Genomic DNA, 12970 nt, shown 5'->3' on the forward strand with positions numbered 1-12970 from the left:
GCGCTCGTACTGCGTATTGGCTAATCCGTCAGCACGCGGAAAAGTGCTTCAAATTCCGCGTCGTTCAACAGTCCTGCCGGGTAGCGCTGCAACAGCATTGCGCGTACGTCAGGCCTGGCTTTGGCAGGCTTGGTTCTCTTTAACCAATCCGCCAGCAACTGGCGGGCCTCGTTACTCGGGGAAGCAGACAAACCACGTGCGTACTGCGCGTTAATACCTGCGTTCATAACGAAAACCTCTTGATTCGTGAGGGGCTAAAGCTACTGATGCCATGTGACAGTCAAGCTAATAAAACGGTATTTCGCCAGCCGGATTTACTGCCACTGCCGATAAATCTGATGAGCAGCGTTACTAAGTAACGCAAAAAAAAGCCCATCAGATGATGGGCTTAGTAGAGCAATATCGGGACCAGTTGGTTAGTGCCAGATACAACTAGTTACGAAGTATTACCCGTGACGAGGAGCAGGCTGCTGCTGCGTCAGGCAGTGAATATTGCCGCCACCGAGCAGCAATTCCCGGCCCGGCACCATGACTATTTCATGCTCTGGAAACAGCGTTTGCAGGATGTCACGAGCCTTCTTATCCATAGGGTCATCGAAACTCGGCGCGATGATGCCGCCGTTGACGATCAGAAAGTTCACGTAAGACCCGGCCAGACGCACCGATGGGTTGCGCTCCTGACTACCATGCACCTGATCAACGCCAGCACACTCTCCTTCTGTAGCGAACAGTGGACCGGGAATCGGCATTTTATGAACGATAAACGAACGCCCCTGAGCATCCTGAGTGTTTTCAAAAATACTCATCGCTGCGTGACAACGTGAGTAGTTGGGGTCTTCGGGATCATCGGTCCAGGCCAGTAACACCTCACCCGGACGGATGTAGCAGCAGAAGTTATCCACATGCCCATCGGTTTCGTCGTTGAAAAGGCCATAGGGCAGCCAGATGGTCTTATCCACAGCCAAGTAATCGCTCAGCACCGCTTCGATCTGTTCACGAGTCAGGTGAGGATTGCGGTTGCGATTGAGCAGGCATTCTTCGGTGGTGATCAGCGTGCCTTCACCATCGACGTGAATCGAACCGCCTTCCAGCACGAAGCCTTCGGTGGCGTAACGTGGGCAGCGCTCGATTTCCAGCACCTTGCTGCCCAGTTGCGAGTCGAGATTCCACGGCGCGTAAAGCCCGCCGTCGAAACCGCCCCAGGCATTGAACTCCCAATTCACGCCACGCACTTCGCCGCGGTCATTGATGACGAAAGTCGGACCGCTGTCGCGCACCCAGGCGTCGTTGCTGCTCATTTCCACGACACGAATGTTCGGCATGTCCAGACGCGCACGGGCATTGTCGTACTGCCCTGCAGACACCGCGACCGTCACCGGCTCGAAGCGGGCGATGGCCTTGGCGACGGCAACGTGTGCAGCCTGGGCGGGCTTGCCGCCCAAGCGCCAGTTGTCCGGGCGCTCGGGCCAGACCATCCATACCTGGGTTTGCGGCGCCCATTCGGCCGGCATGTGGAAACCATCGGCGCGTGGCGTGCTATTGAGCGTGGTCATGGCGATCAGGACTCCAGCGAACCGTCGAGGGTCTTGACCGCGCCGTACAGGTTCGGACGACGATCACGGAAGGTGCCCCAGGCGCTGCGAATGTGCTCCAGCTCGTCCAGATCGAAACTGTGGACCAAGACGCCTTCTTCGGCTTCATTGAGCTCGGCGACTTTCTCGCCGAACTGGTTGGCGATGAACGACGAGCCATAGAAGGTGATGTCGTAGCCGTCCTGCTCTTCGTTGCCGATGCGGTTGCTGGCGATCAGCGGCATCAGGTTCGCGCCGGCATGGCCCTGTTGCACACGCTGCCAGTGGTCGCGGGAGCTGATGGTCTTGTCATGCGGCTCGCTGCCGATGGCGGTCGGATAGAAAAGGATTTCCGCACCCTGCAACGCCATGCTGCGCGCGCACTCCGGGAACCACTGGTCCCAGCAGATGCCGACGCCGATTTTCGCGTAGCGGGTCTGCCAGACCTTGAAGCCGGTGTCGCCTGGGTTGAAGTAGTACTTTTCGTGATACCCAGGGCCGTCCGGAATGTGGCTCTTGCGGTAGATGCCCAGATTGGTGCCGTCTGCGTCGATGATCGCAATGCTGTTGAAACGCGCACGCCCCGCCAGTTCGAAAAAGCTGATCGGCAGCACGACTTGCAGTTCTTTGGCGATCTTCTGGAAATGCTTGATCGCGACGTTGGACTCAAGAGTAGTCGCCAACTGCAGGTAGTCCGGGTTCGGCTTCTGGCAGAAGTACGGGGTCTCGAACAGCTCTTGAATCAGGATGATCTGGGCGCCCTTGGCGGCAGCTTCGCGCACCAGCTTTTCAGCGGTCTCGATGTTGGCTTCCAGATCCCAGGAGCAGGCCATCTGGGTAGCAGCGACAGAAACGATACGGCTCATGAAAATATCTCCAGGGGCGGTTGCAAAGGACTTAACACCATAGCAGACGAGCAATGACGATTATGAACGCCTTTATAACGGATACAAATCGGCATTAAAAGCGTAAAATTGGAATATCTTGGATATATTTTTACATTTTGCCGATATTAATCTGCTTACCACTCATAACTACGCTCATTTCCGTGGGCCGGGTGTGACGCGGAGCCTAACCCAAGGCATTCCCACGCTGGAGCGTGCGGAACGATAGCGTCCGGCCAGCTCTATCGTGCCCATGCTCCGCGTGGGCATGCCGTTCTGGACGCTCTGCGTCCTCTATTCGAGCTCGTGCAGCACTTTCGACACGTTATCGACAAAAAAATCCACGCTCTGGCGGGTGGTGCACATCGGGGGTTTGATTTTCAGGATGTTCAGGTAGTCGCCAGTCGGCTGCATGAAGATGCCCAGTTCGCGCAGGCGTTCGCAGAGCTGTGTGGTTTCTTCTGTAGCGGGCTCCAGAGTTTGGCGGTCGCGGACCAGTTCCACGCCCAGATAAAAGCCCATGCCATGCACTGCGCCTACCAGCGGGTGCTGGTCGGCAAGCGCCTGCAACCGCACCTTGAAGTGGTCGCCTACCTCCCGCGCGTTGTCCCAGAGTTGTTCTTCTTCCATGACGTCCAGCACCGCCATGCCGATCCGGCAACTGACCGGGCTGCCGCCGGACGACGAAAAGAAATACCCTTCGGCCTCCAGCGCCTCGGCAACCTCACGGCGGGTGATGACTGCCCCCAGCGGGTGACCGTTGCCCATGCCTTTGGCCATGCTGATGATGTCCGGCACCACGCCCTGCTCTTCGAACCCCCAGAAATAATGACCCAGGCGGCCATACCCCACCTGCACTTCATCGGCAATGCATACGCCACCCGCAGCGCGAACCTTTTGATACACCTGCTGCAGATAACCTGGTGGCAAGGAGATCCCGCCTGCGTTGCCATACACCGGCTCGCAGATAAAGCCTGCCACCTGCCGTTGCTGCTCAGCCAGCGTGGTCAGCGCCTGATCGACGCTGCGCACGTACTCGGGCGCGCTGTCCGCGCCGCGAAACGGCCCGCGGTAGGTGTTGGGTGCAGTCATCGGATGCACCCAGTCCGGTCGCGTACTGAGCGCCTGCGGGTTGTCGGCGATCGACGTTGAAATGGCATCGGTCGCCACCGACCAGCCGTGATACGCCTCCAGCACACTGAGGATGTCGCGCCCGCCACTGTAGGCCCAGGCCAGCCTGATCGCCAGGTCATTGGCCTCGGTGCCGCTGTTGACCAGAAATACGCGATCCATGCCATTAGGGGCCAGCTTGAGCAGGCGCTCGGAAAACTCGGCGATTGCCGCGTAGTGAAAACGCGAGTTGGTGTTGAGCAGCGACCACTGTCGAGCGGCTTCATGCGCCATACGCGGGTGACCGTGGCCGAGGACGGCGACGTTATTGAGCATGTCCAGATAAGAGCGGCCCTGCATGTCGATCAGGTGATTGCGCCAGCCACGCTCGATCTGGGGCGGTGCCTGATAGTAGTGTTTTTGCGACCGGGCGAAGCTGGCGTCACGGCGCGCCAGCAATGCGGTCGGGTCCTGAAGCGCTGGTGCGTCGCAGTCGAAACCGAGCAAGGCCGAGGGCGATAGACAGAAGCTGCGCCAGGCTGCCGCCCGGGAAGGCGTGGTGAACAGCGGCGGGTTAAGGTCTGCGGCGCTACACAGTTGCACCAGCAGCGAGCCAGCGCCGCGCCCAAGCAATGCGCCAGCCTCAACCCGCTCAGGCAGCGCCGCAGCTGGCAGCACGCCCCACAGTTTCAGATTGATTCCATCCCCGATCAGTAACAACGCAGCGTCGGCGGTCAGACGCAACGTCGCATCGAATGGCGCATGCAGCGCGGTGTCGGCGGGCACGTGCAGTTCGACATGCAGGGCGAAAGTCTCGGGCTCTTTCGCGCAGTCAGGCAGGGTGCGCGACAGCCGGTATTCGCCGAAACGACTGGCGGCCAGGCCATCGTCACCCGCCGCTTGCGAGAGCAGGTATTCATCGATACCGCTCTGCTCCCAGTTGCCTGCGACGAAATGTTCACTGAGCACGCCCAAGTCGACCACTGTCGGCCTGAGCCCCTGCAGAGCGGGCAGCAGCGGCTGATAAACTGGCTGATCGACAGCGGGGAAATCCATGCCCACTGCCTGCAGAATCGCCGCTTCCATCAGCGCCATCGGCACCGAAGTAGCGACGTCGAAGATATTCCATTCGCCCGCAAGGTTGGCCTGAATGTACGCATTGCCTGGCTCGACACTGGCCTGTTGCTCGCTGCTGAGCACCAGCACCGCAGAACGCGCGACAATCAACGGCCAGAGCGCCTGCAACTCCTCGGCCTTCAGCGGGTTAAGCGCATGGTAGGCGCGGATTGCCGGCAGGATGTACAACGGATCGCCCTCGGCATGGTGTAGCAGGGCGGCGCAGGTCACCGACAGGTCGGCCACCCGCCAGGTCCTGACCAGATCCCCGAAATCAATCAGCCCCTGCATTTGCCATTGACGATGGCTATTGTGCTGCCAGACGACATTGTGCTCAGTGATGTCCAGGTGCACGGCCTGTATCGGCAGAGCCGGGATCAATGGCAGAAGACGGCGATGGGCCTTATCCCCCGCCTCGGCCACACAGGCGCGGGCGTCGGCATCCTTGATCACCGGCAGCAGGTGCTTGATCAGCGCATGGGCGTGGCGCGGGTCCCATTGCAGAATGCGCTCCAGGCCGGGATGCTCGAAATCAGCCAGCGACAGGTCTAAGTGGGCGCACAGCTCACCTAACGCCGTCACCACCTCGTGGCTCAAATGACCGACGTGGCCCAGGGACTGCCCGTCGATGAACTCCAGCAGGCGGGCATGCACCGCCTTGCCGTCGATCTCGATGGACAACAACGACTGGCCGTCACTGGTGCGGATCACCCCCGGTACGCTGACTGCAAGGTGGCTGGCCAAATGCTCCAGCGCTGCATGCTGAGCGTTCAGCTCTGCCGGAGAATAGGCGCCGTGACAAATTTTCAGCACGTAGCGACGCGTGCCTGTTTCGAGCAGAAAGTTGCGATCCTGCTGGCTGCCCAGCGCCTTCAAGGTGCCGCTCAAAGCGTAATGACGTTCGAGCAATTGAAGCGCCTGATCAAGACTGACCTCAGGGCAAGGCAGGCTGGAACGGCGGATAAGCGTGGCGAGCGGCATCATGACCTCAATGTCTGTAAGAACCTGTGAGTATTGAAGGGCTGTAGGTGCAAGGGTAGCCAGCCCACTATAGGGCATCGGCGCACATCCCCTTCGAACGGCCTCCGCACCCCGAAGAGATGAGCGCCGTTTTGCACGATTCCCGACTCAAGTGTGATGACCGGGTCCTGTCTCAGGCGGTGAGACGCTATGCTGCATTACTTCAAAACACACAAGAAGGTCAGTTCATGCGAATTCTGGTTACCGGGGGCGCAGGTTTCATCGGCTCTGCACTGATCCGTCATCTGATAAACAACACCGCACATGACGTGCTTAACTTCGACAAATTGACCTACGCAGGCAATCTCGAATCGTTACAGCCCATTGCCACCGACACGCGCTATGAGTTCGTGCAAGCGGATATCTGTGATCAGTCCAGAGTCAGCGCGGTGCTGGAGCGGTTTGCGCCCCAGGCAATTATGCACCTGGCGGCCGAGTCGCACGTAGACCGCTCCATCGATGGCCCTGCCGAGTTCGTACAGACCAACATCGTCGGCACTTACAGCCTGCTGGAGGCCACGCGCGCCTACTGGCTGAAGCTGCCGGAAGCCGAGCGTCAGGCGTTCCGCTTTCACCATATCTCCACCGACGAGGTGTACGGCGACCTGCACGGTGTCGATGATCTGTTCACCGAAACCACGCCTTATGCGCCCAGCTCGCCCTATTCGGCGAGCAAGGCCGCGTCCGATCATCTGGTTCGTGCCTGGCATCGCACGTACGGCCTGCCGGTGGTGGTGACCAACTGCTCAAACAACTACGGGCCGTTTCACTTCCCCGAAAAGCTGATCCCGCTGGTCATTCTCAATGCCTTGGCGGGCAAACCGCTGCCGGTGTACGGCAATGGTCTGCAAGTGCGGGACTGGCTGTATGTCGAGGATCACGCGCGGGCGCTGCTCAAGGTCGTGACCGAAGGTAAGGTCGGTGAGACGTACAACATCGGCGGTCACAACGAGCAGAAGAACATCGACGTCGTGCGTGGCATCTGCACCCTGCTGGATGAACTCGCGCCGCAGCATCCGGACGGTGTGCAACAGTACAGCGACCTGATCACCTACGTGACCGACCGGCCGGGCCACGATCAGCGTTACGCAATCAATGCCAGCAAGATCGACAACGAACTGGGCTGGACACCCGAAGAAACCTTCGAGTCCGGGCTACGCAAGACCGTGCAGTGGTATCTGGACAATCTGGACTGGTGCCGCCGGGTTCAGGACGGCAGTTATCAGGGCGAGCGCCTGGGTTTCACTGAACCCAGAGACTTGATTGCCTGAGCCTTACTCTTCTCGACAGGCGCGCCGCAGTGCAGATTGTCGAGCCGCCACCATTTATTGAACATCGCAGGGGAAGCCACGTGAACGTAGTCGCAACAAAATTGCCGGAAGTCGTGATTCTGGAACCCAGAGTATTCGGTGATGAACGAGGCTTCTTCTATGAAAGCTTCAACGCCCAGGCTTTTCAGGAAGCCACCGGCCTGACCCGGCATTTCGTGCAGGACAACCACTCGCGCTCGCAGCAAGGCGTGCTGCGCGGCCTGCATTACCAGATCGAAAACGCGCAGGGCAAACTGGTGCGAGTCACCGCTGGCAAAGTGCTGGACGTTGCAGTGGACATTCGCCGCAGCTCGCCGAACTTCGGCCAATGGGTCGCCGTCGAGCTGTCTGCCGAAAACGCCTGCCAGCTTTGGGTTCCGGAAGGTTTCGCGCATGGCTTCGTGGTACTCAGCGAGCAGGCCGAGTTCCTCTACAAGACCACCGATTACTACACGCCTTCGGCCGAGCGTTGCATTGCCTGGAACGACCCGGACCTGGCCATTGACTGGCAGTTCGACGGCCAACCCAGCCTGTCGGCCAAGGATCAGCAAGGCAAAAGCCTGAAAGAAGCCGACCTGTTCCCCTGAACCTGTGCCATAAGGCAGCCCGGCCAATTGTCGGGGTGCCTGACAAGTCGGTGGCGGGCATAATACGCGCCTGATGCCCATGTCAGGATCGACCGGGTGTTTCTGTTGCCTGTCGCGGCCATGTTGCCCGCAGGCATCGTCAACCACTCGGCGACGCACAATCGATGACAATGACCCCTGCTCTGCCGCCCCGCCCTCGCTGGCGCAGCCTTGCCCTTCTGGCGATCTGCCTGGCGCCGTTGCTGTGGCCGCTGGAGCATCTGGCCGAGCGCTATTACCGCAATGTACTGGCCAACCAGAACCGCCAGACCCTCGACCTTTATGTCGCCAACCTGCTCGGCACCTTGCACCGCTACGAAACCCTGCCTCAGATTCTCGGCAACCTGCCTGCCTTGCGCGGCGCACTGGCGGATCCGAAAGATGCCGCCACGCTGGAAAAAGCCAACCATCTGCTGAGCGACATTACCCGTCAGACCGGCGCCGACGTGATGTACCTGATGGACGCCAACGGCCTGACCCTGGCCGCCTCCAACTCAGAGCACAAAGACAGTTTCATTGGTCGCAACTTCTCGTTCCGCCCATATTTCATTGACGCACTGGCAGGCAGAACCGGTCGTTTCTTCGGCCTGGGGACCACGTCGGCCAAGCGAGGCTACTTCTTCGCGGGGCCGGTAAGCGATGGCGAGCGAGTCATCGGCGTGCTGGTGGTCAAGGTCGATCTGGACCACACCGAAACCCTGTGGGGCAAGACGCCTGAGCAACTGCTGCTGACCGATCAGAGCGGCGTGGTGATCCTGACGTCCAACCCCGAGTGGCGCTTTCGGGCAACCCGCGACCTGACCGATGACGAGAAAAAGGCCATCGTGTCGATCCAGTCCTACCCGACCCGCGATCCGCGCCCTTTGAGGATTGATGAAAACGCCTGGCTGACCCAGACCCAGGCCATCGACGAGACCGGCTGGAACGTGAATATTCTGGCCCCGCGTGCGCTGCTCGACCGGCAGGTGCGCACAGTGGTAGCGATTGGCGGTGCTGCGCTTCTGGTGTTGATGCTGTTGCTGGGCTTGATGATGCAGCGTCGGCGTCATTACCTGGATCGCATCGCTTTCGAGGCCAAGGCGCGACGCGAACTGGAAATGCGTGTGATCGAGCGCACCAGCGACCTTGAAGGCCTCAACAGCCGCCTGCGTCAGGAAGTGCTGGAGCGCGAACAGGCGCAGCAGGAACTGGTGCAGGCTCAGGACGAACTAGTCCAGACCAGCAAGCTCACGGCACTGGGCACCATGTCGGCGAGCATCAGTCACGAACTGAATCAGCCCTTGGCCGCCATCCGCAGCTACGCGGAAAACGCTGAAGTGCTGCTTGATCACCAGCGCACTGAAGAGGCACGCGGCAACCTCAAGCTGATCAGCGAGCTGACCGGGCGCATGGCCTCGATCATCGCTCACCTGCGCGCCTTCGCCCGACGCGACCGCCACGCACCTGAAAGTGTTGCGCTGCAACCGGCGCTGGATGATGCACTCGCATTGCTGGCCAAACGTCGGCGTGCTATGGAAGTCGAGCTGATCCGCGACCTGCCCGATGCGACACTTTGGGTGCAGGCTGGCGAAACCCGCTTGCGACAAGTGCTGGGCAACCTGCTGGCCAACGCGCTGGACGCACTTACCGAAAAAGGCCCGCCGCGCAGGCTGTGGATAAGTGCCGAGCAAACCGCTCAGGGCGTCAATCTGTACATTCGTGATAACGGCCCCGGCTTTTCCGAGGAAGCGCTGGCGCGCGCGCGCGAGCCATTCTTTACCACCAAGACCCGCACTCAGGGCCTTGGGCTGGGGCTGGCAATTTGCGATACGCTGATGCGCGCGCTGGGCGGAGAGCTGTTGTTCGCCAACCATCCCAGCGGGGGCGCGGTGCTTACCCTGCGCCTGTGTGCCGGCGCTTCCGGGGCTAACCTTCAACCGCCAGAGGACCTTTCCGCATGAGTTCCGACACAGCCATCGACAGCCAGATCCAGGTGGTGCTGATCGACGACGACTCGCACCTGCGTCAGGCCCTGCGCCAGACGCTGGACCTGGCCGGTCTGAATGTTCTGTCGCTGCCCCAGGCTTCGGGCCTTGCCGAGCGCATCGAGCGTGACTGGCCAGGCGTGGTGGTCAGCGACATCCGCATGCAGGGCATGGATGGCCTGGAACTACTCGACCAACTCCACCAGCAGGACCCTGACCTGCCGGTGTTACTCATCACCGGTCATGGCGACGTACCTCTGGCGGTCAAAGCCATGCGCGCCGGGGCTTACGATTTTCTGGAAAAACCCTTCGCCAGTGATGCGATGCTCGACAGCGTGCGCCGCGCTCTGGCGCTGCGTCGGCTAGTGCTGGACAACCGCAGCCTGCGCCTGGCCCTGAGCGACCGTCAGCAATTGAGCACGCGCCTGATTGGCCAGTCACCGCCGATTCTGCGCTTGCGCGAGCAGATAGGCGCACTGGCCGGGACGCGTGCCGACGTGTTGATTCTTGGCGAAACAGGCGCCGGCAAAGAGGTGGTCGCCCGCGCCCTGCACGACCTTTCCAATCGCCGCAGCGGCCCGTTCGTGGCGATCAATGCTGGGGCGCTGGCTGAATCGGTGGTCGAAAGCGAGCTGTTCGGTCATGAATCCGGCGCATTTACCGGCGCGCAAAAGCGACGCATCGGCAAGTTCGAGTTTGCCAACGGCGGTACGCTGTTCCTCGATGAAATCGAAAGCATGAGCCTGGATGTGCAGGTCAAGCTGCTGCGTCTGTTGCAAGAGCGCGTGGTGGAACGGATGGGCAGCAATCAACAGATCCCGCTGGACATCCGCATCATCGCCGCCACCAAGGAAGACCTGCGCCAGGCGGCCGATCAGGGCCGTTTCCGGGCCGACTTGTATTATCGGCTGAACGTGGCCTCGTTGCGGATACCACCGCTGCGCGAACGTGGCGAAGACGCACTGCTGCTGTTCGAGCATTACGCCGACGCGGCCAGCATGCGCCACGGCATTCCCAAGCAGGAGCTCAAGCCGGGGCAGAGAGCATTGCTGCTGCGCCACAACTGGCCGGGTAATGTCCGCGAGCTGCAGAACGCCGCCGAACGCTTCGCGCTTGGGCTGGAACTGGAGCTGGAAGGCGGTGATGCCGATCAGGCGCCCCCGCCGAGCGGTGGCCTGAGTGATCAGGTAGAGAGCTTCGAGCGGGCCCTGATTGCCGCAGAACTGGCCCGCCCACACAGCTCGGTGCGCAGCCTGGCGGAAGCGCTGGGTGTGCCACGCAAGACCCTGCACGACAAACTGCGCAAACACGGCCTGAATTTTGGCGATAACAGCGGAGGCGCCGATGACGCAGATTGAGCCTGAAGAAAGTGCAGCCCGCGAGCTGGAAAAGGTCCTGCACCACGACATTCCGCTGACCCGCGAAATGGGCATGCAGGTGATTGACTGGCAGCATCACACGCTACGCCTGCACCTGCCGCTGGCCCCCAACGTCAATCACAAGAGCACGCTGTTCGGCGGCAGCCTGTATTGCGGTGCAGTGCTGGCTGGCTGGGGCTGGCTGCACCTGCGGTTGCGCGAGGCGGGAATCGGCGACGGGCACATCGTGATTCAGGATGGGCAAATCAGCTACCCATTGCCGGTACGCAACGACGCCATCGCCCGTTGCGACGCGCCAGACGCTGCGCAGTGGGACAGATTCATCGCCACCTACCAACGCCGAGGCCGCGCTCGCCTGACGCTGCACACCTGCATTACAGAGCAGGACAGCGAAGAACAGGCGGTGCGTTTTGTGGGACAGTTTGTGTTGCACAGGTGATGTGTGCGGGAGCTTATCAAAGTCGTCCCCACGCTCCGCATTGGCACGATAGCCAAGCGTCGCTCGGCTCGCTCACACAAGAGCGCGCCGGCTTCAGGACTGCGCCAGCACCAGCAGCTTGTCGCGCCATGTGGCGTTGGCGGGTAGCGCCAGGAAGAACGGGTTGAGCAGCGATTCGCGGGGCGGGTAGCTGAACGGCTTGCCGTCCAGCTGCAGCACGGCGCCTCCGGCACCCTCAAGCACGCCTTGCGCCGCAGCGGTGTCCCATTGCGAAGTCGGGGCCAGCCTGGGGTAGCAATCGGCAGCGCCTTCGGCCAGCAGGCAGAATTTCAACGAGCTGCCGATATTGGTCAGTTGCAAAGGTCCAAGCCCGCTGGCCAGACCGGCCAGCAAGTGCTCCTGCTCAGGGCTGGAATGGCGGCGGCTGGCGACCACAGTAAAGGTCTGTCCGTCACCAGGCTGGTTGCGCACGGCAATCGGCTCGCAGTGATCGATGTCATCGCTGCGCCATGCACCGAGCCCGGCGCCACCGAAATAACAGCGGTTGTTGGTGGGCATCGAGACCACACCGAATACCACCTGGCCACGCTCGATCAGTGCGATATTGACGGTGAACTCTTCACTGCCGGAGATGAATTCCTTGGTGCCGTCCAGCGGATCGACCAGCCACCAGCGCTCCCAGTTCTCCCGTTCGCCGAGTGGGATATCGGCGTCCTCTTCGGAGAGCACATGAATGCTCGGATCAAGCGCCTGCAAGCCCTCGACCAGCACCTGATGCGCGGCCATATCGGCGGCCGTCACCGGTGAGTCATCCGCTTTGGTGGTCACGGTGACGTTGGCACGCCAGAACGGCAGGATCACCTCGCCCGCCAGTCGAGCCAGTTCTATTACGGGAGCAAGCAATGGATGGGGCAGCTTTTGCAACGAATCGGTCATGGCTGGAACAGTCCACGCTGGGTCAACAGGTCACGGGTGAGGTACAACGCGGCCAGTGCACGACCTTCGCTGAACTGCGCGTTCTGCGCCAGGCTCGACAGCTCCCGCAGGTTGATCCGGTCAACCCGGATCGGCTCAGGCTCGTCGCCCTCCAGCCGCTCTTCATAAAGCTCGGTAGCCAGCACCACCTGAATCTTCTGGCTCATGTAACCAGGCGACAACGACAGTTCGGTGAGCAGCTCCAGTTGTCGGGCACCAAACCCGGCTTCTTCCTTGAGCTCGCGGTTGGCAGCCGCCAGCACATCTTCGCCAGGCTCGATCAAACCCTTGGGCAAGGACAGCTCGTATTCATCCGTGCCGCCGCAATACTCTTCGATCAATACGGCGTGGTCGGCATCGAGCATTGCCACGATCATCACCGCGCCAGGGCCTGTGCCCCTGCTGGCCAGACGCTCGTAAGTCCGCTCGACGCCATTGGCAAAGCGCAATTGCAGCTCTTCAACGCGGAACAGACGACTGCTGGCGACGATTGCGCGGGCGAGTACGGTAGGTTTCTGACGCATGACAGGCTCCTTTACATGAACGAGGTACTATACCGAGCTTTTCCCGATGTCT

At 60.9% G+C, this 12970-nt stretch carries 11 protein-coding genes; 5 read left to right on the top strand and 6 right to left on the bottom strand.

Annotated features, from left to right (window positions below; translation table 11 throughout):
• Positions 1 to 20 precede the first annotated feature (20 nt).
• The 4 genes from POR16_RS26385 to POR16_RS24255 all read right to left on the bottom strand — a co-directional run bounded on the left by POR16_RS26385 (position 21) and on the right by POR16_RS24255 (position 5662).
• Entirely contained in the window at positions 21 to 227 is a 207-nt protein-coding gene (locus tag POR16_RS26385) for a hypothetical protein (protein ID WP_005896013.1), read from the bottom strand.
• A gap of 219 nt (positions 228 to 446) precedes the next feature.
• Positions 447 to 1553: an agmatine deiminase gene (gene aguA, locus POR16_RS24245; protein WP_005896011.1), complete on the bottom strand. Its 1107-nt coding sequence runs from the start codon at positions 1551 to 1553 to the stop codon at positions 447 to 449.
• A gap of 5 nt (positions 1554 to 1558) precedes the next feature.
• The gene (aguB, locus tag POR16_RS24250) at positions 1559 to 2437 is read right to left on the bottom strand and encodes an N-carbamoylputrescine amidase (RefSeq protein WP_005896010.1); all 879 of its coding nucleotides are present in this window, start codon (positions 2435 to 2437) and stop codon (positions 1559 to 1561) included.
• A 312-nt stretch (positions 2438 to 2749) separates the two neighbouring features.
• Positions 2750 to 5662: an aminotransferase gene (locus POR16_RS24255; protein WP_122381268.1), complete on the bottom strand. Its 2913-nt coding sequence runs from the start codon at positions 5660 to 5662 to the stop codon at positions 2750 to 2752.
• 227 nt (positions 5663 to 5889) lie between these two features.
• Here POR16_RS24255 and rfbB point away from each other — a divergent pair, with 227 nt between their 5' ends.
• The 5 genes from rfbB to POR16_RS24280 all read left to right on the top strand — a co-directional run bounded on the left by rfbB (position 5890) and on the right by POR16_RS24280 (position 11419).
• Entirely contained in the window at positions 5890 to 6972 is a 1083-nt protein-coding gene (gene rfbB / locus POR16_RS24260; RefSeq protein WP_005896004.1) for a dTDP-glucose 4,6-dehydratase, read from the top strand.
• A gap of 80 nt (positions 6973 to 7052) precedes the next feature.
• Positions 7053 to 7598, top strand: a complete 546-nt coding sequence (gene rfbC, locus POR16_RS24265) for a dTDP-4-dehydrorhamnose 3,5-epimerase (protein ID WP_005896002.1) — start codon at positions 7053 to 7055, stop codon at positions 7596 to 7598.
• Positions 7599 to 7768: 170 nt separating this feature from the next.
• Complete coding sequence (locus POR16_RS24270) at positions 7769 to 9577, top strand: sensor histidine kinase (protein ID WP_032619206.1); 1809 nt, start codon at positions 7769 to 7771, stop codon at positions 9575 to 9577.
• On the top strand, positions 9574 to 10959 hold the full coding sequence (locus POR16_RS24275; protein ID WP_005895997.1) for a sigma-54-dependent transcriptional regulator: 1386 nt from the start codon (positions 9574 to 9576) through the stop codon (positions 10957 to 10959). The genes POR16_RS24270 and POR16_RS24275 overlap by 4 nt, the downstream gene beginning before the upstream one ends.
• A complete protein-coding gene (locus POR16_RS24280; protein ID WP_005895995.1) occupies positions 10946 to 11419 on the top strand; it encodes a YiiD C-terminal domain-containing protein in 474 nt (157 codons plus the stop codon). The genes POR16_RS24275 and POR16_RS24280 overlap by 14 nt, the downstream gene beginning before the upstream one ends.
• 93 nt (positions 11420 to 11512) lie before the next feature.
• On the opposite strand, the gene cysQ is transcribed toward POR16_RS24280, so the two are convergent.
• Together cysQ and nudE are read right to left on the bottom strand one after the other, a co-directional pair.
• On the bottom strand, positions 11513 to 12355 hold the full coding sequence (gene cysQ / locus POR16_RS24285) for a 3'(2'),5'-bisphosphate nucleotidase CysQ (RefSeq protein WP_005895993.1): 843 nt from the start codon (positions 12353 to 12355) through the stop codon (positions 11513 to 11515).
• Complete coding sequence (nudE, locus tag POR16_RS24290; protein WP_005895991.1) at positions 12352 to 12918, bottom strand: ADP compounds hydrolase NudE; 567 nt, start codon at positions 12916 to 12918, stop codon at positions 12352 to 12354. Before nudE ends, cysQ begins: the two co-directional genes overlap by 4 nt.
• Positions 12919 to 12970 lie beyond the last annotated feature (52 nt).

The organism is Pseudomonas coronafaciens pv. oryzae str. 1_6 (assembly GCF_000156995.2).
Classification (GTDB): domain Bacteria; phylum Pseudomonadota; class Gammaproteobacteria; order Pseudomonadales; family Pseudomonadaceae; genus Aquipseudomonas; species Aquipseudomonas tremae.

Coding starts and splice junctions, on each gene's coding strand:
- aguA (WP_005896011.1), bottom strand. CDS start 1,553: ATGACCACGCTCAATAGCACGCCACGCGCCGATGGTTTCCACATGCCG.
- rfbB (WP_005896004.1), top strand. CDS start 5,890: ATGCGAATTCTGGTTACCGGGGGCGCAGGTTTCATCGGCTCTGCACTG.
- POR16_RS26385 (WP_005896013.1), bottom strand. CDS start 227: ATGAACGCAGGTATTAACGCGCAGTACGCACGTGGTTTGTCTGCTTCC.
- nudE (WP_005895991.1), bottom strand. CDS start 12,918: ATGCGTCAGAAACCTACCGTACTCGCCCGCGCAATCGTCGCCAGCAGT.
- aguB (WP_005896010.1), bottom strand. CDS start 2,437: ATGAGCCGTATCGTTTCTGTCGCTGCTACCCAGATGGCCTGCTCCTGG.
- POR16_RS24255 (WP_122381268.1), bottom strand. CDS start 5,662: ATGCCGCTCGCCACGCTTATCCGCCGTTCCAGCCTGCCTTGCCCTGAG.
- POR16_RS24280 (WP_005895995.1), top strand. CDS start 10,946: ATGACGCAGATTGAGCCTGAAGAAAGTGCAGCCCGCGAGCTGGAAAAG.
- POR16_RS24275 (WP_005895997.1), top strand. CDS start 9,574: ATGAGTTCCGACACAGCCATCGACAGCCAGATCCAGGTGGTGCTGATC.
- cysQ (WP_005895993.1), bottom strand. CDS start 12,355: ATGACCGATTCGTTGCAAAAGCTGCCCCATCCATTGCTTGCTCCCGTA.
- POR16_RS24270 (WP_032619206.1), top strand. CDS start 7,769: ATGACCCCTGCTCTGCCGCCCCGCCCTCGCTGGCGCAGCCTTGCCCTT.